This is a genomic window from Yersinia vastinensis (genome assembly GCF_902726565.1).
In the GTDB taxonomy this organism is placed as follows: Bacteria; Pseudomonadota; Gammaproteobacteria; order Enterobacterales; family Enterobacteriaceae; genus Yersinia; species Yersinia vastinensis.
In genome coordinates this window covers 146,343-164,728 of the sequence record NZ_CACVAF010000006.1, presented here as the reverse complement: position 1 = coordinate 164,728, position 18,386 = coordinate 146,343, and the positions used below count along the sequence as shown (strand labels likewise).

Sequence of the window (18,386 nt, the reverse complement as noted above, 5' to 3'; positions counted from 1 at the left end):
TAAAGACAAGCAGTATCAAGGAAAGATAGATGGAAACAAGATTAAAAATTCTCTATGAGGCGCAGGTTATTAACTCCGATGTTTATCTCGGTATGCTTAATGTCCTCGAGCGCCTAGAACAACACTGGCAACTCTCTATTCGCCATCCTCAGGGAGAAATGCTGATAACGCATATGGCTAATGCGCTGATGCGGGCCAACCAAGGACAGGCAATTCCCCCTATTGATGAAGAAATATTAAAAGAAATCGAAGCCGCAGAAATTTATGCCAATATCAGGGAAATTAATAACGATTTACTCTCGCTGTTTACCTTTAATGTTCCCGATTACGAAATAGGATATTTACTCGTCAACCTATATGGCCTGCATCTTGCCCAGCAGGCAGAGAGCTAATTGTATTTACATAAGCTAAATATTCAAAAAAATGAATAATAAAATATCGCTATTTGGAAATTTAATATGCTATTGAAAGCACTACAAAAACAGAATCCAGCACTTATAGATGCAGCACTTTTACTCTGGCAGAAAGGTGCAATTAAACCCGATAGCTATGTCATTGACGTCGATCAGGTCAAGCAAAATGCCCATTTATTGCTGGAAACCGCTGCCCGTTATGGCATTACACTTTATCTGATGAGTAAACAGTTTGGCCGTAACCCCCTACTCTGCAAACTACTGCTCGAATGGGGTTATCAAGGTATCGTGGCGGTGGACTTCAAAGAGGCACGCCAGCTTTACCAACATCACTTACCAGTGGCCCATGTCGGACATTTGGTGCAAATCCCCAGTGCAATGGTGGATGATGTTGTGGCTCATCGGCCAGAGGTGATCACGGTATACAGCATCGCTAAAGCGCGGGAAATTGCCGCCGCGGCCCTACGCCAAAAAACAGAACAGGCTTTATTACTAAAAGTTTGGCACCACAGTGACCTAATTTATCCTGGGCAAGAGGCGGGATTCGCCCTCGAAGAACTACCTTCCATTATTAATGAAATAAAAACCTTATCCGGTGTTCGTCTGGTGGGCGTCACACATTTTCCTTGCATGTTGTTTGATGATGAAAAAGGAAAAACATTGCCCAGCCCCAACCTCAATACCTTAATTGAGGCAAAAAGTATCCTTGAACAAAAGGGAATACAGGTAGAGCAAGTTAATGGCCCTTCGGCCACGGGAGTTGAAAGTCTTCCACAGTTGGCTCGCTTTGGTGTAACTCATGCCGAGCCGGGGCATTCATTGACCGGCACCATGCCGTCCAATCAGCATGGCAATCAGCCCGAGCAAGTCGCCATGCTCTATCTCACTGAAATCTCGCATTGTCACCAAGGCAAAAGCTATTGCTATGGCGGCGGATATTATCGGCGTGGTCACCTCAGTAATGCGCTGGTTTATGACCAACAATGGCAAATGAGCAAGGTATTGAAACCCGCTAATGACAGCATCGACTATACGCTGAGCCTCACCGAGTCATTCACTGTTGGTAGCCCGGTTGTGATGTGTTTTCGTACCCAAATTTTTGCCACACGCAGTGACGTAGCTCTTGTCGCTGGGATTCACTGCGGTCAGCCAACCTTGCTGGGTATTTATGATAGTCAAGGTAATACCATTCCAACGTCCAGAGGACAGGAGGGGTTATGAGTAAGTTTATCGTGCTGGTTATCGACAGTTTTGGCGTGGGTGCCATGCCTGATGTTTGTGACGTTCGACCACAAGATAAAGAGGCCAATACCTGCGCCCACATTTTGCAAACCTACCCGACGTTACGTTTACCAAATCTGGAGACGTTGGGGTTAATCAATGCGCTGCATATTGGCTCACCTGATTTCAATGACAGTGTGATGCAAGATAATCCACAGGCCAATTTTGGTGTCGCGCTACTGCAACACGAGGGCGGAGATACGTTTATGGGCCATCAGGAAATTATGGGTACCCTGCCCCGTTCGCCCTTAAGCATGCCATTTTCCACCCTAAGATCACTGGTGGCTGATGCATTACGCCAGCAGGGATATTGGGTGGAAGAGCGCAGTGCGCCAGGTGATAGCAGCAATTTACAATTTCTATGGGTCAATAACTGCGTCGCCATTGGCGATAATCTTGAGGCAGATTTAGGTCAAGTATTTAATATTTGTGCTAATTTAAGCGCCATTGATTTTTCTCAGGTAGAAAAAATAGGTAGGATAGTGCGCGGTTGTGTGGAAGTGAACCGCGTGATTGCCTATGGTGGGCAACTGACGGACAGTCTCGCAATCATCAGCGCTGCTGAAGTGAAGCAACAACATTATATTGGCATCAATAGCCCAAAATCCGGAGTTTACGATAACGGCTTTCAAGTTATTCATCTCGGTTATGGTGTTGATGCCGATGTGCAAGTTCCACGCCAGTTGGAGAAAGTGAATATTCCAACGGTTTTAGTCGGTAAAGTTGCTGATATTGTTGCCAATCCAGCAGGGCGAAATTACCAACAATTGGTTGATTCCCAAGTTATTTTGGATATCACATTGGAAGAGGTTCAACGTGCCGGCAGTGCATTTATCTGCACCAACATTCAGGAAACCGACTTGGCGGGGCATGGGCAAGATGTCGAGCGTTATGCTGAACGTCTGCAATTGGTCGACCCTATGTTAGGCAAAATAATTTCAGCCATGTCCGCAGGTGATTGTCTGGTCGTGATGGCTGACCACGGTAATGACCCGACAATTGGCCACAGTAAACACACACGAGAGCAGGTCCCGCTGCTGGTTTATCATGCGGGCACCCAAGGCTCAATGCAGAAACCTATTCAGCTAGGGATCCGCAAAACAATGTCTGATGTCGGCGCGACAGTTTGTGAGTTCTTTGCCGCTCCTGCACCACAAAATGGCCACTCTTTCTGGCATCAACTAACTAATGCCAGCAAATAATGGAATAAATACAGACTGCTTAAATAATATTCAAAGTGGGGACGTGGAAATGCTTAAAATTGCTATTGGTGGGCAGCTTAATAAAAATGAAATACAAGATTGTTTAATTAAATATGGTGCAGGGAAAGTTTCTTCTGAAATATTCACCGACATGGATGCTGCCATGAAAGTTAAAAATGGTAGCTTCGATTATTATGTCGGTGCTTGCCAAAGTGGCGCAGGCGGTGCTCTGGCTATGGCCTATGCCCTGATTGGCCGCGACAAATGTGCCACTATCGCCAATGCGCTGACTCAACCTTCAGAAGCGAATGTGAGTCAATTGATAGAACAGGGAAAAAAAGCATTTGGGTTTACCAATGACCGCGTTGAAAACTCAGTTAAAGCTTTATGCGCCGTTTTACTGGCCGACAAATAATGCTGTCAATTAATAACGCTTAGTCACTTTGTTGCCTATATCCAAAGGATTTGGCGTTACAGCTAACAACAATAATAAACAAATTAACCTAGGGCCGATTGGTCCTGATGGGATTGTGATATGGAATCGTTTAATTTAGTCAAGATTATCCTTTTCTCGTTAATGGGAGGATATGCCACTTTTCTTGCCAATAAATCTATCGCGGTTTATCACGATGGATTGCGCCCTATAATGCCGGAGTTTATGAACGGCAATATGAGCCGCAAAGAACTTGCCGGTATATCTTTTGCCATCAGCATTGGTTTTATCACCGGCTTTGCAATGCCGATTACGTTGGCAACCGGGATTATTGTTATCCATATTGTGTTGCTGACGGCCGATATTATTGGGGTATCACTGAGCAATACTAAACTGGCTGTATTAATTGGTACGGTTTATGGTGCATTAGTCACGATTGCACTGGATGGTCTGATTAAAGGTTTTGCTTATCTGCCAGTAAATTTCCTCGATGCATTAGCATCAGTGGGAGATCCCATAATTTATGCATTTGTGGCCTTCCCCGCGATTGCCGTCGGTTATCAATTTGGCAAGAAAGCCGGGTTAATCACCATTATCATTGCCTTCTTGGCCCGCGTAGTGATTGAGCGCATTAACCCGGTCACCATTGCCGGCAATGAAGTTGCGCTCAGTCCTGAAGGGATCGCGATGCTGTTTGGCATGATTTGCCTGCTGTTTTTTGCCTCTCGCGATAAGCGCCATGGCGAAGAAGTTGAGCACAGCCTATTTGATGACAATATTAAACGTATTCGGAAAAATGCGATTTATCTATTGCCCATGGCAGCACTGATCACCATCACTGCCCACTACCATTGGATTGCAGGTGAACCCATTGCCGCGGCATTGCTCGGCAAAGGGCAAATCACATCAGCGGCCATTGTGGCCATTGTCCAGGCACTTGCTTTTATGCCGCTGATTATTACTACCGCAATGATAAGTGGTGTGTATGGCACTAACGGCTGGTGTGACTGGTTCCTCGGATTGGGCTATCTTGCCCCAAACCCGGTGGTAGCTGGCATCCTCGGCGCTGGCGCTATGGGGGTGGAAATTACCAGCCTGAGCCGAATTGGCAAAGCAATGAACCGCTTCCCATCCTTAAAGATGTCCGGTGACAATATTCGTACCGCCATGACACAAATTCTTGAAATTGCACTATTAGTTGGCGGGGTCAATGCAGCTAATCAGATCTGGCCCGGCACCGGTATTTTTGTCGTCGTCAGCTTATACATCCTGAACGAAATTTGTGGTCGCCCAGTCATGAAACTGGCTGCTGGCCCAATTGCCGCCATTATCGTCGGGGTGTTGGCAAATATCTTTGCTGTTCTCGGATTACATGTTGTTGCCTGAAACACCACTATAGTGTCATCCGTATTGAGAAACCGCAGGCATCAGTCTGCGGTTTTTTTTTATTCGGGCTTGAAACTGGAAAGTGAATGGCGCATAATTATTGTTATATTATAACATAACAAATGGAGTTCTTATGAAACCTGCCATCCATCCTAACTACCGGACAGTGGTTTTTCACGACACCAGCGCTGACACCTATTTCACTGTCGGCTCTACCATAGCCACATCACGCACGATTGAACGCGATGGCCAGACGTATCCATATGTCACATTGGATATTTCTTCAGCTTCTCATCCGTATTACACCGGTAAACAAAAAGAGTTTTCAAAAGAGGGCAGCACAGCACGCTTCCATCAACGTTTCGGTAGTTTTTTGACCAAAAAAGCCAGCTAATTCTGAGAGTTAATTATGCAAGTATTGAGTTCATTACGTTCAGCAAAAAACCGCCATCCCGATTGTAAAATCGTCCGCCGCCGTGGTCGGGTGTATGTTATCTGCAAAAGCAACCCACGTTTTAAAGCGGTTCAAGGAGGTACGCATAAAAAGCGTTGATGTTGAGTTATATGCCTACGAATAAGCCCCGTTGCTGCCCAACGGGGCTTTTTTCTGTCATAAAAGGCACTGAAATTCAGCCTCTGATATCAATCAGAGACCGAACTGTCTTCATTCTTGCAACTACTTCATACTGCCCACAATCGTATCTACATTGTGCTTAAACGCCTCAGCATAGGTCGCAGCCGGGCCACCTACATCAGACAGCGCTTCTGGATACAGTTCCCCACCCGCTTTAGCGCCACTGGCTGCAGCAATTTGCTTAACCAGACGTGGATCCGTCTGATTTTCAATGAAATATGTTTTTATTTTCTCTTGCTTGATTTGATGAATCAGTGCCGCCACACCACTGGCACTGGCTTCAGACTCCGTAGAAAATCCGACTGGTGACAAAAAGCGAACCCCATATTCCTGGCTAAAATAACCAAAAGCATCATGGCTGGTCAGTACTTTTCGCTGTCCGGCAGGGATCGCGGCAAACTGGGCTTTGGCATAAGCATCCAGCTTTTCTAACTGCTGAATATATTCCCCTCCCCGTTTGCGAAAATAATCCGCATCTTCTGGATCGGCGACAATTAATGCATTCATCACATTGGTGGCATATTTAATACCATTAGCCATGCTGTTCCATGCATGAGGATCAGTCACCACTTTGCCCTCTTCATCCATTTTACGAGTGTCGACTCCAGTTGATGCGATAACAACCTGTCCTTTATAACCTGAAGCACTGATTAATCGCTCCAACCACCCCTCAAGCCCTAACCCACTGATAAACACCACATCCGCTTTAGATAATTGCCTGCTATTTTTCGGTGTCGGCTCAAAACCATGGGGATCACCATCTGCTCCAACCAAAGTGACGACATTGACATGCTCCCCCCCGACCTGCTGGACGATGTCACCTAAAATAGAAAAACTGGCAACGGCCTCAACAGTTTTGGCCATTGCCAATGGGCTTGACAGTAGGGCAGCCACCGCCAAAGCGATAGGTAAACGCTTCATTTTACTCTCCTTTAATGACAGGTACTTCTCAACGGCGCGCAGTGACCCAAACGCCACCTCGCGTTCCAAATAGAATAGATAAAAAGAAAATCAGACTGGCACTCAGCACAATTGCCGGTCCGGCGGGTAATGAGGCGTAATAAGACCAGAGCAAGCCAACAATGCTGGCAATCATGCCAATTAGCATGGCTACGCCCAGAGTTTGGGGTAGATTTTTAGCCCAAAAACGCGCACTAGCTGCCGGCAACATCATTAACCCGACTGACATCAAGGTGCCAAGGATCTGGAACCCAGCCACAAGATTGAGTACCACCAGTGACAAAAATAGTGCGTGGACCACCATCAACCAACGGCCCATACTGACGCGCAAAAAGACAGGATCGAACGATTCAACCACCAGTGCGCGATAAATAACCGCGAGTACCAACATGGATGATGTAGTGATGATGCCGACCATCGCCATGGCGCTGGTATCAACGGCCAGAATAGAACCGAATAACACATGGAGCAGATCCATACTGGACCCCCGCAGTGATACCAGCGTCACCCCTAAGGCCAGAGAGCCAAGATAGAAGCCGGCAAAACTGGCATCTTCTTTTAAGAGTGTTCGCCGACTGACCCATCCAGACATCATGGCAACGGCCAGCCCAGCAATAAAGCCCCCTATCCCCATGGCGACCAGTGACATCCCTGAAATCAAATAACCGATGGCTGCTCCGGGCAATACTGCGTGGGACAAAGCGTCGCCGACTAAACTCATGCGACGTAATAATAAGAAAACGCCCAAAGGAGCTGAACTTAGTGACAATGCTAAACAAGCTATCAAAGCTCGGCGCATAAAACCGAAATCGATAAAAGGGTCGGTAAGTAAATGAAGCAAAATCATGAGTTCATCACTCTCAATGGTTCATGTAGGTCCAACGAGGAAAGTGCACAAGATGAATGGTGAGAGTGATGCCATTGCGCTAAAACCTGCTCAGATGATTGCCAACAATAGCCCTGAGGGGTTAACCACAATGCATGAGGAAAATGTTCTGCGACCATCGACATATCGTGCAGAACTGCAATAATTGTTCGCCCCTCATTATGTAACCGATGAATAACCTCAAGTAATAATTGCAGTGTATGGCTATCAATGCCGGTAAAAGGCTCATCCAGTAAAATCAAGGGGGCCTGCTGGACTAACAGACGAGCAAATAGCACACGTTGTAACTGACCACCTGAAAGCTCCCCTACGGGCCACCGCGCCATATCCTGCATACCGACAATACTCAGTGCCTGCTTGATTCGTTGACGTGATTGAAGATTAATCCCACCGAGTAATCCACTTTGCGGCCAACACCCCATCGCCACAACATCTTGGACAGCAATAGGAAACTGCTTATCTAATTCAGCCTGTTGGGGAAGATAGGCAATTTGTGGGGCTTTACCGCCAGTGAATGCTATTTGGCCACTGACTGTTGGTTGTAAACCTGCCAATGTTTTGAGTAGTGTTGATTTTCCCGTGCCATTTGCTCCAATGATGGCAGTCAAAGACCCGGCCAAAAAACAACCATTGATAGGAGGAGTGAGAGCATGCTGCTCATATCCAATTTCGATATTTCTCAAATTTATCATGGCAGTACATTAGCCCAATAAATAGCGCACCATAGCAATATGCAAAGCGGTGCAACGGCGGCAACACGCCATGATGAAGAAAGTGAAAACAGGGTTCTGTAAGAAAAAAAGTTAAGCCAGGCAGATAATCTATTCATATCGGAAAGAAACACATAGCCACAATTGATACAATATAACATCACATGTTTTACTTCGATTCAAGAGCTGGTGGATGTCTTATCGATATCATTAGTAACAAACTCTAGCGAGATAGCTGATCAATGAAGATGACGGGAGGAAGGAAAATTACCGCTGTAGATATAACAAGCACTGCAAACATGATTAGTTACAGTAAATTAAACTATCTTTACGGGAGCTTGGCTGGTTATGGTTGGTTGGATTTTGGTACTCTACGGTGAGAATGACTCGTTAACGCTCGCAAAATGGTAAATTACACAATAAAAAATAACGCCAGTGGCAACCGCACACTTGATAAAACTCGTTGGGCATTCTAAATTAATAGTGATGTGTTAAATTAATCGCGGGTAATTATCTTAAATATTGAGAATTCTATTTAAGTATTGTTATTTTATTGCAAGACCGTGTTATTGAGAGGGTGATTCAAATAACATCACTATGTGTTCGCTAACCATTTGGGTTGATAAATCTCATTAAATTTGAATTTTCTGATTCAAATCATGTCAATAGTTGTTGAAAACAAATATCATCGCATTTTTTGTAACGATAGCAACACGGTAATGAATTATTCTTACCACCATGAGCGGACAATTAATGAACAATGAAATAGCTGGCGATTTCACCTCAGGGTGTTACCCAATTTCATTACTGAAGAATGTTATCAGCAATAATATCCAGAAAATTGAAGGAAGCTTAGTTTCCGGCTTAATGTATTATTCTGAAAATGCCAGATACAGTGCTGGTTCATTAGAAATTCTTGATATTACCGAGTTGGAAGTTAGCTGTTATTCAATGACTTACTGTTATCAGTGGTATATTTTTAATCCTTGTTTAGATATCAATACTGAAGAATCACTAACAGATACTGTAAGATTTGTTGTACATCCAGATAAAATCATCTTTGATATAATTAACAAAGACAGGCCTTCAACCGCTGACGAATTGTAAGATTAAGTAATAAAGTTGCGCGGTGAGCGGAGAAATGATTTATATTCATAGCAAGACAAGCTTATTTACTTTACCGATAAGCTTCTGCGTTAATATGATTACCGATCTACTCACATTGTGTTATCAACACCGAATTAAGAATTTACGGAGGGGATGATATGGATGAGTACTCACCGAAGCGGCATGACATTGCCCAATTGAAGTTCTTATGTGAGAGTTTGTATGATGAAGGCATTGCCACTCTAGGTGATAGCCACCATGGCTGGGTAAATGACCCCACATCTGCCGTAAACCTACAACTCAATGATTTGATCGAGCATATAGCTTCATTTGTGATGAGTTTTAAAATAAAATACCCTGACGGCGGCGATCTCTCAGAGTTAGTGGAAGAATATTTAGACGATACATATACTCTGTTTAGTAGTTATGGGATCAATGATCCTGAATTGCGTCGCTGGCAAAAAACCAAAGACCGTTTATTCAGACTTTTCTCAGGGGAATACATCTGTACCCTGATGAAAACTTAAGGGATAGTTTCCCTAATATTATTTGTATATTGAGAAGAAAAATCACCATGACAAAAACTGACTACCTGATGCGTTTAAGAAAATGTACGACTATTGATACATTGGAGCGTGTAATTGAAAAAAATAAGTACGAACTATCCGATGATGAGCTGGAATTGTTTTACTCAGCTGCTGACCATCGTTTAGCGGAACTCACAATGAATAAACTTTATGATAAAATTCCGCCTACTGTCTGGCAACATGTGAAATAGTCTGCTTAACGCTGGTTAAGACACACAACGTTGAGCCGATAATCGTTATCGGCTTCAATGCAGCAAGCGGTTTGTACGTGTTTTAATTTGGGATAAATGTCGTGATAGTGATACGGTATTGAAGGTTATCTTTAATCCCGCGTTATTGCCTATGTGTGATTAAGTGAAGTTCTGAACCCGATCAGAGCATTTAAGTAAAAGTGCATTTTGCCCTATTTAACTTATTAACATTCGATCTTATCGCTAATAATTTAGAGACTTTATTAATTCCTCGCTAAACTTAAAGCGTAATTAGAAAACCTAACACACATAGAAATAAGAAAAATCCTACTACACCGTGTAATATCCTATCCGCGCAGTTCATCCCCAAAACTTAAAGATACCTCGTTTGGAAAATCCCAGTAAACGTGATGGAAACATGACACATTGAATTGCTTTCGGAACTAATCAGACAAAAGAGTGATACGTTAGAAATGGTGGAGGCCCTGCCAGCTACATCCCGGCACACACCTCGCCTGCTGCGGCTGCTTCCTTCCGGACCTGACCGAGTTCACAAGTTAGTGTTGCGGGAGAACCAACAGGGCCTCCATTGACGTTAACGGCTCCTTATGCTCTGGAGCGACGGGCATTATCGACCATGCCCCACCAAATAGCAAGACAACCCGCGCTAACCGGTGATTTCTTACCCAGCTATCTGTTAATGAATGCTGAATTTATTTTCTTCTAGCAAAAAAAACGCTGATGATATTATTTATTCCTAGCGCATTGTGCCAAAAACAGAAAATAAAGAGGATGCTGTGACATCATCAAAAACAGAAACTGCAAACTGGGATGAAGCGGATGCTCAGAATCAGATGGCAGAGCAAAGCAACACGCCGACAATAGACAGCTTTCGCCAACGCGTATTTCATGTGGTCGCCGCTATTCCCTACGGCCAAGTGACCACCTATGGTGATATTGCCCGGCTGATAGGTTCCCCCAGAGCCGCACGACAAGTTGGCGGGGTGTTAAAGCGCTTACCGGAAGGTTCTACACTCCCTTGGTATCGTGTTATTAATCGCCATGGCGAAATATCATTAGTCGGAGAAGATTATCTCAGGCAGAAAAAGGCATTATTGGCCGAGGGCATTGAAATAACCCCAGCTGGACGGATTGATTTACAGCAATATCGTTGGCAATACACATGACTTTAGCGCAACAGAATAACGATTATCCTGCTGCGCTATATAGGATTACTGTATCGTCCCAGTACCTGATGTTGTCGCAGTCGGCGCTGTTTCAATGGCGACTGAAGTCATTGGAACCAGCAGCAGATTAGCCTGAGTCCCGTTGCCATTGTTAATCACCTCTTGAATGGTATCAGTGATAAACATCAGCTGGCCATTATGCGTAATCGCCGCACTGACGATAATACGTGCATTTGGCTGAATCTCTGATGGGTTAAACGGCAAGGTAAAAGTGAAAGGTGCCTGTTTACCCTCGGTACGAATTGCTTTTTGAGCGATCACCCGAGTTGGGGCATCAGCCAGTGAGGCATCCGACAGCGTCACCGTTACAACTGCATCAGGTGGCAAGGCAATGCGCTCGCGGATATTCACTGTCCCTTGTACGGCAGGTTGCGCAATAGGTGCCGCGGCTGTCGATATCCCAGCTGGTGCTGGAACCGGAACATCTGCGCCCTGATGAGCACATGCGGATAGGCTCACTACCAATATCGCCCCACCCGCTAACTGACAAAATTTTATGGGTTGCCAAGGTTTCATAGGTCGCACTCCTTCTTATTATTAAGATGCTGGCTACTCACAGAAAAGCCCGCGTTTAATAAGTGGCTTCAACCACCTAGCTAGCTAATTATAGCACAATATGCTACCACCTACCGTTCTCGGCCCAATTAAGCTATTTATCAGACTAATCCTTATAAAAGAAGTATCAGTTAGGTAGCAGTTTCACAGCAATATATTGACGACCCCCTAACGGATTCAGCACACTGTGGCTGAACTCAATCATCAGAGGCCACAACATGAGCCAAGCATTAAAAGAACTGCTCGATCTACTCGATTTGGAAAAAATTGAAGAAAGGCTCTTCCGTGGCCAAAGTGAAGACCTTGGCTTACGTCAGGTGTTTGGTGGTCAGGTGGTGGGTCAGGCGATTTATGCTGCAAAGCAGACCGTCCCTAGTGATCGGCTCGTCCACTCATTTCACAGCTATTTTTTACGTCCGGGTGATAGCAGCAAGCCAATTATTTATGACGTGGAAACATTGCGTGATGGCAACAGTTTTAGTGCCCGCCGGGTCAGCGCGATCCAGAATGGTAAACCTATCTTCTATATGACAGCATCTTTCCAAGGTCAGGAAGAAGGTCTTGAGCACCAAAATACCATGCCAGATGTTCCTCCGCCGGAGGGATTAATGTCTGAAACGGATATCGCTCGTCAATTTGCCCATCTAATCCCCGAAAAAGTACGAGAAAAGTTCATTGGTCCTCAGCCGATAGAAATGCGGCCTGTGAAATTCCACAATCCCCTGCAAGGCTCAATTGATGAACCCCATCGCTATGTCTGGTTCCGCGCCAATGGAAAAATGCCAGATGACTTACGAATTCATCAGTATTTGCTGGGTTATGCCTCTGATTTCAATTTTCTACTGACCGCTTTACAACCGCACGGTATTGGTTTCCTAGAACCGGGTGTGCAAATTGCCACGATAGACCATTCAATGTGGTTCCACCGGCCATTCCGTATGGATGAGTGGCTATTGTATGCCGTGGAGAGTACCTCAACTTCAGGCGCTCGCGGTTTTGTTCGTGGGCAAATCTATACTCGCGAAGGCGTGTTGGTCGCCTCAACGGTTCAGGAAGGGGTTATTCGTTTACACCGTTAGTTCCTTGAAAAGTTCAGGGGCGATGTTTCCATCGCCCCTGTTACCATCATCATTAATTATTATTTTCTAACTTGCCAGCCATTACTGGTTGTATGCATTTTCGCCGTGGCTGTTAACATCCAGACCTTCGCGTTCTTGCTCTTCCGGTACTCGCAATCCGACCACCAAGTCAGCAATTTTGTAAGCAACGAAAGCAACAACACCCGACCAGACTAAACAGACCCCGACGCTGAACAACTGAACACCAACTTGATGCCCCATTGTGACGCCGGCGGCATAGCCTGTACCGCCGAGTGAAGCTGAGGTGAAGACACCGGTCAGAATACAACCGACAATCCCACACACTCCGTGGACGCCAAACACGTCACAGGTGTCATCCACCCGCAGCCATTTTTTCAGCAGTACCACACCCCACAGACCTGCAACCCCGCCAATCAAGCCGATAATCAATGCGCCCCCCACTCCGACAGTCCCTGCCGCAGGAGTAATCGCTACCAGACCCGCGATACAACCAGAGCATGCACCTAACAGTGACGGTTTGCCACGCAAAATCCACTCAGCAAAGACCCAAGAGAGGATGGCACCCGCGGTTGCCACGACAGTATTTAAGAAGGCAAGTGCCGCAATCTCGTTAGCCGCGCTAGCGGAGCCAGCATTGAAACCAAACCAGCCGATATACAGGATAGCGGTCCCAGTGAAGACCATCGGTAAGTTGTGCGGTTTGAAGGCCTCTTTACCAAAACCGGCACGTTTACCCAACAAGTAAGCGCCAACCAGACCTGCAATCGCGGCATTAATATGCACCACGGTCCCACCCGCAAAGTCCAGCGCGCCGTCCATTGCCAGGAAACCGCCGCCCCATACCATGTGCGCCATTGGCAGGTATGAGAAGGTGAACCACAGCACCGCAAAGATTAATACGGCGGAGAAGCGAATACGTTCAGCGAATGAACCCACAACCAATGCCACCGTGATACAGGCAAATGAAGCCTGGAAAACCACATGGATATATTGATAGAACGTGCCGCTCAAGCTTGTCAGCTCAATCCCTTTAAGCATCGCCATATCGAAACTGCCAAAGAATGCATTACCGGTACTGAACGCCAAGCTGTAACCATACAGCACCCACAGCACACAAATCAGCGCAAAACTGACCATGACCTGAGTCATCATGGATAACACGTTCTTAGAACGCAGCAGGCCACCATAGAACAGGGCAATACCGGGCACAGTCATAAACAGCACTAAAGCGGTACAAATCATCATAAAAGCGTTATCGGCTTTGTCAGCTACAGCCGGTGCTGCGGCCATTGCCAAAGAGGGCAGCATCGCTACCGAACTCAGGCCCAACACGGATAAAAGTTTTTTCATCATCAACCCATCCCTATTCACTAAATTTGAGCCTGCAAATTACAGTGCTGCTTCGTCTGTTTCGCCGGTACGAATGCGAATAACACGTTGCAATTCAGCAACGAAAATTTTGCCATCACCAATTTTGCCGGTGTAGGCCGCCTTACTGATCACATCAATAACTTCATCCAATTGATCATCCGCAATAGCGATATCAATTTTCACTTTGGGTAAGAAATTAACGCTGTATTCAGCCCCTCGATAAAGTTCGGCGTGCCCTTTCTGGCGACCAAATCCTTTTACTTCGGTGACGGTCAGCCCCTGAATACCCACAGAGGACAAGGCTTCACGCACATCCTCCAGCTTAAATGGTTTGATCACCACGGTAACCAGCTTCATATTTGCCCCTTCTCGAATTAAGTCGAATTCATGTCTGCCACGAAACAGATAAAGCAAAGGCTATGCCACAAATATCAGTCACGAGAATTTAATGCAAAAAGGGCGAACACAGGGAGGTTGAGATAGTCAGCTTAGTGACAGCCTGAAGGAATCAAGCAGATTGACTAGTTTTTGTGCACCATAATAGTGCGATGCGCGTCACAGAAGTGCACTCCGCCTTTAGCTCAGGATTGCGCTGCCAGATTATGGTGCGGAATTCATAGTAGATGGGCGTTTACGGGGCTATGGGCTGAAGAAATTAGGAGATATTGACTGAAAAAATCTGCGGAGCCAGCAACTCCGCAGACTCTTGCTTAACTTGCAGCGGTTTCCACCTGATCAATGGCGGCTAAATCTTCACTGACTAATTGCAACTGATACATTTGATAATAGCGCCCGTGAGCCGCTAATAGCGCTTGATGTGTCCCTTGCTCAACAGCAACACCGCGGTGCAATACCAAAATAGTATCTGCATCAACAATGGTTGAGAGGCGGTGAGCGATCACTACCAGTGTGGTATTTTTCCGAATAAGTTGTAATGCCCGCTGAATCGCCTGCTCTGTGCCAGAATCAATATTCGCTGTTGCTTCATCCAAAATCAGAATTTGTGGTGCCTGCACCAACACCCGAGCCATCGCGAGTAATTGTTTTTGCCCAACAGACAAAGTGTTGCCCTGCTCACCAAGCAAACTGTGCAACCCATCAGGCAAGGCACGGACCAAGGCAGCCAATTGCACCGTTTCCAGAGCATCCCACACTTGCTGTTCACTGATATCACGACCTAAGGCCACATTGGCATAAAACGAGTCTGCCAAAACCACGGGGTCTTGCTGCACCATAGCTACACCTTGGCGCAAGGTTTGATGTGATAATGTCGATAGAGGCCGGCCATCAAGCAAAATCTCACCTTTCTGCACGGGATAGTAGCCCATCAACAAGTTAGCCAAGGTGCTTTTACCACTGCCCGTATGCCCGACTAAAGCAACAAAACCACGAGAAGGCACATCAAGGGAGATATTTTGCAGCACCATTTTATCGCTACGGTAAGCAAAACTAACGTTATTCACTTGAATACGACCACTGGTCAGTGGATTGTCATCCGTACCATAACCTTGCTGGGTGCGATCCATCAGCTCGAAAATACGCTCCCCTGCCACCACAGCCTGCTGCATGATGGATTGTTGAGATGTCAGCTCAATCAATGGTTCGTTCAAGCGCCCCAGATAGTTAATGAACGCATACAGCACCCCAACCCCCACGGAACCTTCTGGGCTGAAGCCGAACAGGAGTAACAAGCCGCAGAGCACCATGGCGGAGAATAAGCTCAGTAGCGGGCGCAAGAGAAAACCTTCTAAACGCAGCGTCTGCATACGCGCAACATAATGCGCGCGACTGACAGACTCCATACGCTCCCCAAAACGGGCTTGCTGGCGGAACTGTTGAATAACACCCATGCCGTTAATAACTTCATTAAAGCCGTCATTAATATCCGCTAAATAAGCCCGAACCCGGCGCACAACAGGCGTGCTATAGCGCTGATAAATCGCCATAACCACCAGCACCGCAGGGAAAATACAAATCGAAATCAACGCCATGCGCCAATCCAAGCTGAACATAGCTACCAGCATCGCACCGATTAATGCTGCACTTTTCAGCACCGTTGACACCACCATCACATACAAATCTTTTATCACTTCGGTGTCATTCGTTACGCGAGATATTAATTGCCCTACCGGTTGAGTATCAAAAGCACTCAGAGGCTGGCGCAAAGCGGCATCCATCACTTCAATACGCAACCGTTGAACCACGCCGACTGCCGCTCGGTTAAATAGCAATGCCTGAAAATAGTGCAATGATGCAGCCAGTAATTGCAGCAGCAAATAAGCCAACGCCAACCCACTGACCAACCCCAGAGGCAACGTGCCTTTGGCAACCACATGGTCGATAAAATAACTAATAAGCAAGGGGCCACTAACCTCTGCCGCCGCCGCTACCCACAGCATGAAGACTGCCAGCCCTAAAGGTTTACGGTACGGAGATCCATAAGAGAGCAGGCGCTTTAGTGTGGGCCAGAGTTTCCGTATTGGTAGAGGTTGCTGAACTTTACTCATCGGTTTTGGCCTCCGATTCACCCTCATCCAAAGCGGCCTCTAACTGCTGATAACGGTACATTTCTCTATACCAACCAGACTGATTAACCAATACGTTATGCGTGCCTCGCTGCATCACGCCACCTTGTTGCATCACCAAAATTTCATTCGCCTCAGTCAAAGCAGAAAGACGATGAGCACTGATAATAACGGTGCGATGTTCGCCCCATTCGCGCAGATTTTTTAATATTTCATACTCCGTCTGACCATCAACCGCTGAAAGCGCGTCATCTAGGATCAAAATTTCAGTGTCAAGCAACAGTGCGCGAGCAATAGAAATTCGCTGTTTCTGCCCGCCTGACAGCATCACACCACGCTCCCCCACTTCCGTCTCATAACCTTGCGGGAGACGGAGAATGTCTTCATGCACGCTGGCTAAACGGGCTGCCCGTTCAATCTGTGCTTGGGTGGCATCGGGTTTACCCAACGCAATATTGCCAGCGACCGTATCAGAGAACAGAAATGGCGTCTGACTGACCACAGATAATCGCCCGCGCCAGTCATGCAAGCGGATATCAGACAGCGAATGTCCCTGATAGCAAATCGAGCCATCATCAACATCAAATTGCCGCTGAATTAATGCCAGTAAGGTACTTTTACCCGACCCCGTAGGCCCACAGAGTCCTAGCATTTGCCCCGGGGCCAATGTCAGCGCCACATCATGTAATGATGGTTTTTCAGCCCCCGGATACTGGAAGTGGTGAATATTCACCGCCAAAGTGCCGCGCTCATCAGATAAAGCCATATCGCCATCTTTTACCACTGGCACTTCTTCCAACAAACTGCGAATGCGACTATAGGCCGCACTGCCCCGTTCGACGATATTAAACATCCATGCCAGTGCCAGCATCGGCCAAATCATCAACCCTAAGTACATGACAAAACTGGTCAACTGCCCAAGGGTAATGCTGTGATTCACCACCATCCAGCTGCCGCCGCCGATGGCCAATAAATTAGCGACGCCGATGGCGATATAAATCGTCGGGTCAAAGCGGGCGTCAATTTGTGCAACGTACATGTTCTTCGCACCAGCCTGCTCTGCGACCTGCGCAAACTGATGTGACTGGCTATCTTCCAAACCAAAAGCTTTAATCATGCGAATGCTGGTTAGACTTTCTTGCGCCTGATTATTGAGGGTAGAAAATGCCCCTTGAGCTGACTTGAATCGCTGATGTAGCTGGTCACCGTAATATTTGATGACCACTGCCATGACTGGCATCGGCAGTAATGACAACAAGGTGAGCTGCCAACTAATTTGCGTGCTCATCACAATCAACACCGCGCAGCCCATCACAAGTGAATCTACTAGCGTCAAGACCCCTTCACCGGCAGCAAATACCACGCGGTCAACATCATTTGTGGCACGCGCCATTAAATCGCCAGTGCGATGACGTAAATAGAAACCTGGGGCCTGCCGGCTGAGTTGGCGGTAAAATTTTGCCCGCAACTCTACGGCTAATTGATAAGAAGCACCAAAAAGTAGGACGCGCCACACATAGCGCAATAGATAGACCACAATCGCCGTTAACAGCATCACGCCGACCCAGACCAACAGCATATTAGTCGACATCTGTTTTGTACTGATGCCATCGACTATCACCCCGACCAGCTTAGGTGGCAATAATTGCAAGATAGCAATAATGATCAGCAACAATACCGCGCCCACGTAACGGCGCCATTCACGGCGGAAATACCAGCCTAATTGTGCAAACAATCTCACGCAGTTTTATTCCATGGTTTGACACCGAAAAGCATCGGTATTTCACTACAGCGACTA

21 protein-coding genes and 1 other RNA gene are annotated in these 18,386 nt (G+C 46.4%); 13 read left to right on the top strand and 9 right to left on the bottom strand.

Going from position 1 to position 18,386, the window contains the following annotated elements:
• The first annotated feature begins 29 nt into the window (after positions 1-29).
• The 7 genes from HUZ92_RS10965 (at position 30) to ykgO (ending at position 5,268) form a co-directional block, all read left to right on the top strand.
• A complete protein-coding gene (locus tag HUZ92_RS10965; protein ID WP_050099112.1) occupies positions 30-392 on the top strand; it encodes a PRD domain-containing protein in 363 nt (120 codons plus the stop codon).
• A gap of 66 nt (positions 393-458) precedes the next feature.
• Positions 459-1,634: a YhfX family PLP-dependent enzyme gene (locus HUZ92_RS10960; protein WP_050296026.1), complete on the top strand. Its 1,176-nt coding sequence runs from the start codon at positions 459-461 to the stop codon at positions 1,632-1,634.
• Positions 1,631-2,896, top strand: a complete 1,266-nt coding sequence (locus HUZ92_RS10955) for a phosphopentomutase (protein WP_050099115.1) — start codon at positions 1,631-1,633, stop codon at positions 2,894-2,896. The genes HUZ92_RS10960 and HUZ92_RS10955 overlap by 4 nt, the downstream gene beginning before the upstream one ends.
• Positions 2,897-2,945: 49 nt before the next feature.
• Positions 2,946-3,311: a DUF2620 domain-containing protein gene (locus HUZ92_RS10950; RefSeq protein WP_050099116.1), complete on the top strand. Its 366-nt coding sequence runs from the start codon at positions 2,946-2,948 to the stop codon at positions 3,309-3,311.
• A 120-nt stretch (positions 3,312-3,431) separates the two neighbouring features.
• Complete coding sequence (locus tag HUZ92_RS10945; protein ID WP_050099117.1) at positions 3,432-4,715, top strand: YhfT family protein; 1,284 nt, start codon at positions 3,432-3,434, stop codon at positions 4,713-4,715.
• A gap of 133 nt (positions 4,716-4,848) precedes the next feature.
• On the top strand, positions 4,849-5,109 hold the full coding sequence (locus HUZ92_RS10940; RefSeq protein ID WP_145579589.1) for a type B 50S ribosomal protein L31: 261 nt from the start codon (positions 4,849-4,851) through the stop codon (positions 5,107-5,109).
• A gap of 15 nt (positions 5,110-5,124) precedes the next feature.
• Positions 5,125-5,268 (top strand): type B 50S ribosomal protein L36, encoded by a 144-nt coding sequence (gene ykgO, locus HUZ92_RS10935; protein WP_002208618.1) that lies wholly within the window; start codon positions 5,125-5,127, stop codon positions 5,266-5,268.
• Positions 5,269-5,391: 123 nt separating this feature from the next.
• On the opposite strand, the gene HUZ92_RS10930 is transcribed toward ykgO, so the two are convergent.
• The 3 genes from HUZ92_RS10930 to HUZ92_RS10920 are packed head-to-tail and all read right to left on the bottom strand — an operon-like array spanning position 5,392 to position 7,887.
• On the bottom strand, positions 5,392-6,270 hold the full coding sequence (locus HUZ92_RS10930; RefSeq protein ID WP_145579588.1) for a metal ABC transporter substrate-binding protein: 879 nt from the start codon (positions 6,268-6,270) through the stop codon (positions 5,392-5,394).
• A gap of 28 nt (positions 6,271-6,298) precedes the next feature.
• Positions 6,299-7,156, bottom strand: coding sequence for a metal ABC transporter permease (locus HUZ92_RS10925; protein ID WP_145579587.1), 858 nt, complete (start codon positions 7,154-7,156; stop codon positions 6,299-6,301).
• On the bottom strand, positions 7,153-7,887 hold the full coding sequence (locus HUZ92_RS10920; protein WP_050099124.1) for a metal ABC transporter ATP-binding protein: 735 nt from the start codon (positions 7,885-7,887) through the stop codon (positions 7,153-7,155). The genes HUZ92_RS10925 and HUZ92_RS10920 overlap by 4 nt, the downstream gene beginning before the upstream one ends.
• Before the next feature lie 771 nt (positions 7,888-8,658).
• Between HUZ92_RS10920 and HUZ92_RS10915 the strand changes: the two genes are divergently transcribed.
• The 3 genes from HUZ92_RS10915 (at position 8,659) to ymoA (ending at position 9,790) form a co-directional block, all read left to right on the top strand.
• Positions 8,659-9,012: a hypothetical protein gene (locus HUZ92_RS10915; RefSeq protein ID WP_050099125.1), complete on the top strand. Its 354-nt coding sequence runs from the start codon at positions 8,659-8,661 to the stop codon at positions 9,010-9,012.
• 158 nt (positions 9,013-9,170) lie between these two features.
• Entirely contained in the window at positions 9,171-9,539 is a 369-nt protein-coding gene (tomB, locus tag HUZ92_RS10910) for an Hha toxicity modulator TomB (RefSeq protein WP_050099126.1), read from the top strand.
• 47 nt (positions 9,540-9,586) lie between these two features.
• Positions 9,587-9,790: an expression modulating protein YmoA gene (gene ymoA / locus HUZ92_RS10905; RefSeq protein WP_002208622.1), complete on the top strand. Its 204-nt coding sequence runs from the start codon at positions 9,587-9,589 to the stop codon at positions 9,788-9,790.
• 483 nt (positions 9,791-10,273) lie between these two features.
• Here ymoA and ffs read toward each other — a convergent pair.
• Positions 10,274-10,370, bottom strand: an RNA gene (ffs, locus tag HUZ92_RS10900) — signal recognition particle sRNA small type.
• Positions 10,371-10,379: 9 nt separating this feature from the next.
• On the opposite strand from ffs, the gene HUZ92_RS10895 reads away from it, so the two are divergent.
• Complete coding sequence (locus tag HUZ92_RS10895) at positions 10,380-10,517, top strand: hypothetical protein (protein ID WP_155409023.1); 138 nt, start codon at positions 10,380-10,382, stop codon at positions 10,515-10,517.
• 70 nt (positions 10,518-10,587) lie between these two features.
• A complete protein-coding gene (locus HUZ92_RS10890; RefSeq protein WP_050099127.1) occupies positions 10,588-10,977 on the top strand; it encodes an MGMT family protein in 390 nt (129 codons plus the stop codon).
• A gap of 45 nt (positions 10,978-11,022) precedes the next feature.
• Here the strand turns inward: HUZ92_RS10890 and HUZ92_RS10885 are convergent, their stop codons facing one another.
• On the bottom strand, positions 11,023-11,553 hold the full coding sequence (locus tag HUZ92_RS10885; protein WP_050139915.1) for a YbaY family lipoprotein: 531 nt from the start codon (positions 11,551-11,553) through the stop codon (positions 11,023-11,025).
• Between the two features lie 257 nt (positions 11,554-11,810).
• On the opposite strand from HUZ92_RS10885, the gene tesB reads away from it, so the two are divergent.
• A complete protein-coding gene (tesB, locus tag HUZ92_RS10880) occupies positions 11,811-12,671 on the top strand; it encodes an acyl-CoA thioesterase II (RefSeq protein ID WP_145579586.1) in 861 nt (286 codons plus the stop codon).
• Between the two features lie 81 nt (positions 12,672-12,752).
• Here the strand turns inward: tesB and amtB are convergent, their stop codons facing one another.
• The 4 genes from amtB to HUZ92_RS10860 form a co-directional block, all read right to left on the bottom strand.
• Positions 12,753-14,042 carry an ammonium transporter AmtB gene (amtB, locus tag HUZ92_RS10875; protein ID WP_050099252.1) on the bottom strand — a complete coding sequence of 430 codons (1,290 nt, stop codon included), beginning with the start codon at positions 14,040-14,042 and terminating at the stop codon, positions 12,753-12,755.
• 39 nt (positions 14,043-14,081) lie between these two features.
• Positions 14,082-14,420 (bottom strand): P-II family nitrogen regulator, encoded by a 339-nt coding sequence (glnK, locus tag HUZ92_RS10870; RefSeq protein ID WP_002208627.1) that lies wholly within the window; start codon positions 14,418-14,420, stop codon positions 14,082-14,084.
• A gap of 353 nt (positions 14,421-14,773) precedes the next feature.
• Positions 14,774-16,570 carry a SmdB family multidrug efflux ABC transporter permease/ATP-binding protein gene (locus HUZ92_RS10865; protein WP_050099131.1) on the bottom strand — a complete coding sequence of 599 codons (1,797 nt, stop codon included), beginning with the start codon at positions 16,568-16,570 and terminating at the stop codon, positions 14,774-14,776.
• Entirely contained in the window at positions 16,563-18,329 is a 1,767-nt protein-coding gene (locus HUZ92_RS10860; protein ID WP_050099133.1) for a SmdA family multidrug ABC transporter permease/ATP-binding protein, read from the bottom strand. Before HUZ92_RS10860 ends, HUZ92_RS10865 begins: the two co-directional genes overlap by 8 nt.
• Positions 18,330-18,386: the final 57 nt, after the last annotated feature.

What these genes read in the sequence shown, in the direction of transcription:
- HUZ92_RS10965 (WP_050099112.1), top strand. Translation starts at nt 30, where the DNA reads ATGGAAACAAGATTAAAAATTCTCTATGAGGCGCAGGTTATTAACTCC.
- HUZ92_RS10960 (WP_050296026.1), top strand. Translation starts at nt 459, where the DNA reads ATGCTATTGAAAGCACTACAAAAACAGAATCCAGCACTTATAGATGCA.
- HUZ92_RS10955 (WP_050099115.1), top strand. Translation starts at nt 1,631, where the DNA reads ATGAGTAAGTTTATCGTGCTGGTTATCGACAGTTTTGGCGTGGGTGCC.
- HUZ92_RS10950 (WP_050099116.1), top strand. Translation starts at nt 2,946, where the DNA reads ATGCTTAAAATTGCTATTGGTGGGCAGCTTAATAAAAATGAAATACAA.
- HUZ92_RS10945 (WP_050099117.1), top strand. Translation starts at nt 3,432, where the DNA reads ATGGAATCGTTTAATTTAGTCAAGATTATCCTTTTCTCGTTAATGGGA.
- HUZ92_RS10940 (WP_145579589.1), top strand. Translation starts at nt 4,849, where the DNA reads ATGAAACCTGCCATCCATCCTAACTACCGGACAGTGGTTTTTCACGAC.
- ykgO (WP_002208618.1), top strand. Translation starts at nt 5,125, where the DNA reads ATGCAAGTATTGAGTTCATTACGTTCAGCAAAAAACCGCCATCCCGAT.
- HUZ92_RS10930 (WP_145579588.1), bottom strand. Translation starts at nt 6,270, where the DNA reads ATGAAGCGTTTACCTATCGCTTTGGCGGTGGCTGCCCTACTGTCAAGC.
- HUZ92_RS10925 (WP_145579587.1), bottom strand. Translation starts at nt 7,156, where the DNA reads ATGATTTTGCTTCATTTACTTACCGACCCTTTTATCGATTTCGGTTTT.
- HUZ92_RS10920 (WP_050099124.1), bottom strand. Translation starts at nt 7,887, where the DNA reads ATGATAAATTTGAGAAATATCGAAATTGGATATGAGCAGCATGCTCTC.
- HUZ92_RS10915 (WP_050099125.1), top strand. Translation starts at nt 8,659, where the DNA reads ATGAACAATGAAATAGCTGGCGATTTCACCTCAGGGTGTTACCCAATT.
- tomB (WP_050099126.1), top strand. Translation starts at nt 9,171, where the DNA reads ATGGATGAGTACTCACCGAAGCGGCATGACATTGCCCAATTGAAGTTC.
- ymoA (WP_002208622.1), top strand. Translation starts at nt 9,587, where the DNA reads ATGACAAAAACTGACTACCTGATGCGTTTAAGAAAATGTACGACTATT.
- HUZ92_RS10885 (WP_050139915.1), bottom strand. Translation starts at nt 11,553, where the DNA reads ATGAAACCTTGGCAACCCATAAAATTTTGTCAGTTAGCGGGTGGGGCG.
- tesB (WP_145579586.1), top strand. Translation starts at nt 11,811, where the DNA reads ATGAGCCAAGCATTAAAAGAACTGCTCGATCTACTCGATTTGGAAAAA.
- amtB (WP_050099252.1), bottom strand. Translation starts at nt 14,042, where the DNA reads ATGAAAAAACTTTTATCCGTGTTGGGCCTGAGTTCGGTAGCGATGCTG.
- glnK (WP_002208627.1), bottom strand. Translation starts at nt 14,420, where the DNA reads ATGAAGCTGGTTACCGTGGTGATCAAACCATTTAAGCTGGAGGATGTG.
- HUZ92_RS10865 (WP_050099131.1), bottom strand. Translation starts at nt 16,570, where the DNA reads ATGAGTAAAGTTCAGCAACCTCTACCAATACGGAAACTCTGGCCCACA.